Below are 5,390 nucleotides of genomic sequence, written 5' to 3'. Positions count from 1 at the left end.
CCGCCTTCCCTAGGGCGGTGCCGGCGCTGGGCCGTGCGGTCAGCTCTCGCTGCGCCGCAGGCTCGGCTTCAGGTCCTTGAAGCGGGCCAGCAGCCCGTTCACGAACGAGGGGGACTCGTCCGTCGAGAACTCCTTGGCCAGCTGGACGGCCTCGTCGATGGCGACGGCGTCCGGGGTGTCGTCCACCCAGATCAGCTCGTAGGCACCGAGCCGCAGGATGTTCCGGTCCACGACCGGCATGCGGTCGAGGTCCCAGTCCACGGCGTAGGTGATGATCAGATCGTCGATGCGGTTCACCTTGTCGGCGTAACCCTCGACGAGATCCATCGTGAAGGCGCTGACCGGCGGCTGCCGGTCGTCCGACCGCGCGTGGCGGATCCAGTCCGCGAGGACCTCGCGCACGGGCACGCCACGCTGGTCCGCCTCGAAGAGGATCTGGAAGGCGCGCTTGCGCGCATTGCTCCGAGCAGCCACGGGTTAGTTGCTCTTCCGGCCGAGGTAGTCGCTGGTGCGGGTGTCGACCTTGACCGTCTCGCCGGTGGTGACGAAGAGCGGGACCTGGATCTCGTAGCCGGTCTCCAGGGTGGCGGGCTTAGTGCCACCGGTGGAGCGGTCGCCCTGGACGCCCGGGTCGGTGTGCTCGATCTTGAGCTCGACCGCGGCCGGGAGCTCGACGTAGAGCACCTCGCCCTCGTGCTGGGCGACGGAGGCGGTGAAGCCCTCGATCAGGAAGTTGGCGGCGTCGCCGACAGCCTTCTTGTCCACCATCAGCTGGTCGAAGGTGGTCATGTCCATGAAGACGAAGTACTCGCCGTCCATGTACGAGAACTGCATGTCGCGGCGGTCGATCGTGGCCGTCTCGACCTTCGTGCCGGCGTTGAACGTCTTGTCGACGACCTTGCCGGAGAGCACGTGCTTGAGCTTGGTGCGCACGAAGGCCGGGCCCTTGCCGGGCTTGACGTGCTGGAACTCGACGACGGACCAGAGCTGGCCCCCGTCGAGCTTCAGCACCATGCCGTTCTTGAGGTCGTTCGTGGAAGCCACGGTTGCGGAATCTCCTGCACTGGAAGACCACGGATGCGCGCACAGCCCGGCAGAGCCGGCTAGAGCGCGAGCAGCTCCTTGGTCGTAATGGTGAGTAGCTCGGGACCGCCGTCCGCCTCGGGGCGCACGACGAGCGTGTCATCGATCCGGACACCTCCCCGGCCCGGGAGGTGAACCCCCGGTTCGACGGTGACCGGCACGCAAGCGTCCAGTTTACCCATTGCCGTAGGTGCAAGCTGCGGGTCCTCGTCGATTTCGAGGCCCACGCCGTGTCCGGTCCACGGAGCGAGGGCTTCCGAGTGACCCGCGGAGTCCAGGACGGAACGTGCGGCATGGTCCACGTCCCGGTACGCGGCCCCGGGCAGCAGGGCCTCGCGTCCGGCCCGCTGGGCGGTGAAGACGAGGTCGTACAGCTCGATCTGCCAGTCGGCAGGGCTGGTGCCGATCACGAAGGTCCGGCCGATCTCGCACCGGTAGCCACGGTAGTTGGCGCCCAGGCAGACCGTGAGGAAGTCACCCTCCTCCACCCTGCGGTCGGAGGGCCGGTGCCGGGAGCGGCCGGAGTGCGGGCCGGTGCCGACGGAGGTCGGGAAGGCCGGGCCGTCCGCCCCGTGGTCGACGAGCCGGCGCTCCAGCTCCAGGGCCAGGTGCCGCTCGGTGCGCCCCACGAGGATGGACTCCAGCAACTCCCCGAGGGCCTGGTCGGCGATCTCCGCGGCGATCCGCAGGCAGGCGATCTCCTCCTCGTCCTTGACGAGGCGCTGCTGCTCGACGGCGGTACCGAGGTCGGCGAGACGCAGTTTGGGCGCGACGGAGCGCAGGGCCCGGTGCCGGGCGACGGTGAGGTGGTGTTCCTCCACCGCGAGCGAGTCGGCCCGTAGCGCGGCGGCCAGATCGGCGGCCGCGACGGCCGGGTCCCCGCCGGGGCTGCCCAGGACGGAGGCGTTCAGGTGCTCGTCGAGGCGGCCCTCATCGGCCTCGCCGGTGGGCGCTCCGGCGCAGAAGAGCATGTCCTCGGTGGGGCCGACGAGCAGCACCGCGCCGAGCGGGGACGCCCCGGAGAGGTAGCGGACGTTCGCCGGACGCGTGATCAGTGCGGCGGCGTTCCCCGCGGCGGCGCATCGGTCGCGAAGCAGGTCCCGGCGGGCGGCGTACACGTCTGACATGTCTTCGAGCGTACGAGCGCCCCGCCGATCCGGCCCGGCGAGCGCGTCCGGACGGGCCCTGGGAGGGGCTATTGACCGGGGCGGCCGCCGGGGGCGGACAGTGCGCGGGCCAGGGCCTCGTCGAGGGCGCGGGCGGTGCCCTCGACGTCGAGGTGGGAGTTGTCGATGATCGGCAGTCCGGAGCCGTACCAGCCGGCCATCCGGCCGTGGATCCGTGCGACTTCCTCGTCGGAGAGCCGACGGTTGCCGGAGCGCTCGGCGTTGCGCTCCAGGACGATCTCCAGGCCGGGCAGGAGGACGACCGGCAGCAGGTTCGGCCCCACGTGCCGCTTCCAGCCGCCCAGCCCGACCACGGGCCGGTCGGGGAAGACGGCGTCGTCCAGGATGCAGGAGATGCCGTTCGCCAGGTAGTTGCGGGCGGCGAAGCCGCAGGTCCGGCGGGCGAGGCGGTATTGGGCCTCGGAGTGCTCGTTCCAGCCCGCCTGGGGGTCCGCGAAGCCGGAGCAGACCCACTCGCGGACGTCGTCCAGGCTGACGTGGGCGGTCGGCACGGGCCGGCTGCCGGCCCAGTGCCGGGCGACGGTGGTCTTGCCGGCGCCGGCCGGGCCGATCAGCAGGACGGCGAGGACGGCTCCGCCGGTGCCCGGCACGGCGGGAGGCAGCGGGATGTGCCCGGTGGCCTCCGGCACGGCGGGCACGGGCTGCGAGGGATACGACGGCTGCTGATGGGGCTGGTGGGGCGGCTGAGGCGGAGACTGCGGCGGGGGTGAACCCGGCCAGCCGTGCGCCGGGGGTATCGGCGGCTGCGGGGGCGCCGACGGGCGCGGTCCCGGCTGCCACGGGCCCGCGCCCCCATTCCCCACTCCGTGCTGCATCCGCTGCCACTCCGTCTCGTTCAAGCGACTGATGCGAGAACGTTATATGACTGCCGGGGCCCGACCGTCCACCAGCGCCGTCAGGCAGAGTGTCAGGCGGAGATCTCGTCCGCCAGTGCACGCAGCGCCAGCCGGTACGAACCGATGCCGAAGCCCGCCACCGTGCCGGTCGCCACGGCGGCGATGACCGAGGTGTGGCGGAACTCCTCGCGGGCGTACGGGTTCGAGATGTGCACCTCGATCAGCGGGGCCGTGCGCTGCGCGGCCGCGTCCCGCATGCCGTACGAGTAGTGCGTGAAGGCCCCCGGGTTGATGACCACGGGGATCTTCCCGTCCGCCGCCTCGTGCAGCCAGCGGATCAGCTCGCCCTCGTCGTTGGTCTCGCGGACCTCGACGTCGAAGCCGAGCTCCTCGCCCAGTGTGCGGCAGCTCTCCACCAGGCCCGCGTACGAGGTGGCCCCGTACACATCGGGCTCGCGCGAGCCGAGCCGGCCCAGGTTCGGGCCGTTCAGCACGAGGACGCGGCGGCTCACGCCGACACCTCACCGTAGGCGGCGACCAGGTGCGCCGGGTCGGGACCCTCCAGGACGGTCGGCTTGGCCAGCCCGTCGAGGACGATGAAGCGCAGCAGGTTGCCGCGGGACTTCTTGTCGACCTGCATGGTCTGGAGCAGCTTGGACCACTGGTCGCCGCGGTAGGTCAGCGGCAGCCCGACCGAGGCGAGGACCGCCTTGTGCCGGTCGGCCGTCGCGTCGTCGAGCCGGCCCGCGAGCCGGCCGAGTTCGGCGGCGAAGACCATGCCGACGGACACGGCCGCGCCGTGCCGCCACTTGTAGCGCTCGTTCTTCTCGATGGCGTGCGCGAGGGTGTGGCCGTAGTTGAGGATCTCGCGGAGTCCCGACTCCTTGAGGTCGCTGGAGACCACGTCGGCCTTGACCTGGATGGAGCGCACGATGAGCTCGGCGGTGTGCGGGCCGTCGGGCGTACGGGCCGCCGCCGGGTCCTCCTCGATCAGGTCGAGGATCACCGGGTCGGAGATGAATCCGGCCTTGATGATCTCGGCGAGGCCGCTGACGTAGTCGTTGACGGGCAGCGAGTCGAGGGCCGCGAGGTCGCACAGGACGCCGGCCGGCGGGTGGAAGGCACCGACCAGGTTCTTGCCCTCGGCGGTGTTGATGCCGGTCTTGCCGCCGACCGCCGCGTCCACCATCGCGAGGACGGTGGTGGGTACGGCGACCCAGCGCACCCCGCGCAGCCAGCTGGCCGCGACGAAGCCCGCGAGGTCGGTGGTGGCTCCCCCACCGACACCGACGATCACGTCGGTGCGGGTGAAGCCGGACTGGCCGAGGGCCTTCCAGCAGTAGGCGGCGACCTCGATCGTCTTGGCCTCCTCGGCGTTCGGCACCTGGATGGCGACCGCCTCGTAGCCCTGCTCGGCCAGGTCGTCGCGCAGCGCCTCACCGGTCGAGGCCAGTGCCTCGGGGTGGATCACGGCGACCCGCTGGGCCTTCGTACCGATCAGGGAGCCGAGCTCGCCGAGCAGCTGCCGCCCGACGAGCACGTCGTACGCGTCGTGTCCGGCGCTCGCGCCGACCTGGATCCGCGTCACCTGGTCTGTCATACGTCCTTCAACTCCAGAGCGTCGAGGACCGCCTGGGCGACCTCTTCGGGGGTGCGGTCGTCGGTGGCCACCACGACGCGCGCGACTTCGGTGTACAGGGGGCGCCGGGCGTCCATCAGCTCGCGCCACTGGCGGCGCGGGTTGACGGCGAGCAGCGGGCGCGCGGCGCCGAGGCCCACGCGCCGTACGGCTTCTTCGACGTCCATCGACAGGTAGGCGACGGGCAGCCCGGCCAGCAGTGCGCGGGTGCCCTCGTCGAGGACGGCGCCGCCGCCGAGGGCGAGGACTCCGGTGTGCCCGGCGACGGCGGCGGCGACCGCCTGCCGCTCCAGGTCACGGAAGTACGGCTCGCCCTCGTCGACGAAGATGTCGGAGATCTCGCGGCCCTGGGCGGCGACGATGTCGGCGTCGGTGTCCCGGTAGGGCACGCCGAGCCGCTCGGCGAGCAGTGCCCCCACCGTGGACTTGCCGGACCCCATCGGTCCGACGAGGACGACCAGTGGTCCGGCCGTCACCGGATCTGCAGGTTCTCGAGGTACGAGCGGACGTTGCGACGGGTCTCCGGGACGGAGTCACCACCGAACTTCTCCACGACCGCGTCCGCCAGCACGAGGGCCACCATCGCCTCGGCGACGATGCCCGCGGCCGGCACCGCACACACGTCGGAGCGCTGGTGATGCGCCA

At 71.6% G+C, this 5,390-nt stretch carries 7 protein-coding genes and 1 pseudogene; all 8 read right to left on the bottom strand.

Annotation, left to right across the window (positions count from 1 at the left end):
• Window positions 1-39: 39 nt before the first annotated feature.
• Window positions 40-474, bottom strand: coding sequence for a transcription antitermination factor NusB (gene nusB, locus AB8A24_RS20170; RefSeq protein WP_266389272.1), 435 nt, complete (start codon window positions 472-474; stop codon window positions 40-42).
• A 3-nt stretch (window positions 475-477) separates the two neighbouring features.
• Window positions 478-1,044: an elongation factor P gene (gene efp / locus AB8A24_RS20165; RefSeq protein WP_327386411.1), complete on the bottom strand. Its 567-nt coding sequence runs from the start codon at window positions 1,042-1,044 to the stop codon at window positions 478-480.
• Window positions 1,045-1,103: 59 nt separating this feature from the next.
• Entirely contained in the window at window positions 1,104-2,210 is a 1,107-nt protein-coding gene (locus tag AB8A24_RS20160; RefSeq protein ID WP_266389278.1) for an aminopeptidase P family protein, read from the bottom strand.
• A 68-nt stretch (window positions 2,211-2,278) separates the two neighbouring features.
• Window positions 2,279-3,085 carry an AAA family ATPase gene (locus AB8A24_RS20155; protein WP_328966050.1) on the bottom strand — a complete coding sequence of 269 codons (807 nt, stop codon included), beginning with the start codon at window positions 3,083-3,085 and terminating at the stop codon, window positions 2,279-2,281.
• A 92-nt stretch (window positions 3,086-3,177) separates the two neighbouring features.
• A complete protein-coding gene (gene aroQ / locus AB8A24_RS20150; protein ID WP_328964068.1) occupies window positions 3,178-3,618 on the bottom strand; it encodes a type II 3-dehydroquinate dehydratase in 441 nt (146 codons plus the stop codon).
• Window positions 3,615-4,706 (bottom strand): 3-dehydroquinate synthase, encoded by a 1,092-nt coding sequence (aroB, locus tag AB8A24_RS20145; protein WP_328964067.1) that lies wholly within the window; start codon window positions 4,704-4,706, stop codon window positions 3,615-3,617. Before aroB ends, aroQ begins: the two co-directional genes overlap by 4 nt.
• Entirely contained in the window at window positions 4,703-5,221 is a 519-nt protein-coding gene (locus AB8A24_RS20140; RefSeq protein WP_266389286.1) for a shikimate kinase, read from the bottom strand. Before AB8A24_RS20140 ends, aroB begins: the two co-directional genes overlap by 4 nt.
• Window positions 5,218-5,390: pseudogene (locus AB8A24_RS20135) on the bottom strand (chorismate synthase); the annotation flags it as partial. The gene AB8A24_RS20140 and the pseudogene AB8A24_RS20135, both read right to left, overlap by 4 nt.

Origin of the sequence: Streptomyces sp. BF23-19 (assembly GCF_041106355.1) — a bacterium.
Lineage (GTDB): Bacteria > Actinomycetota > Actinomycetes > Streptomycetales > Streptomycetaceae > Streptomyces > Streptomyces virginiae_A.
Note: the sequence above shows the minus strand (reverse complement) of the source record. Positions and strands in the feature narration are given on the sequence as shown.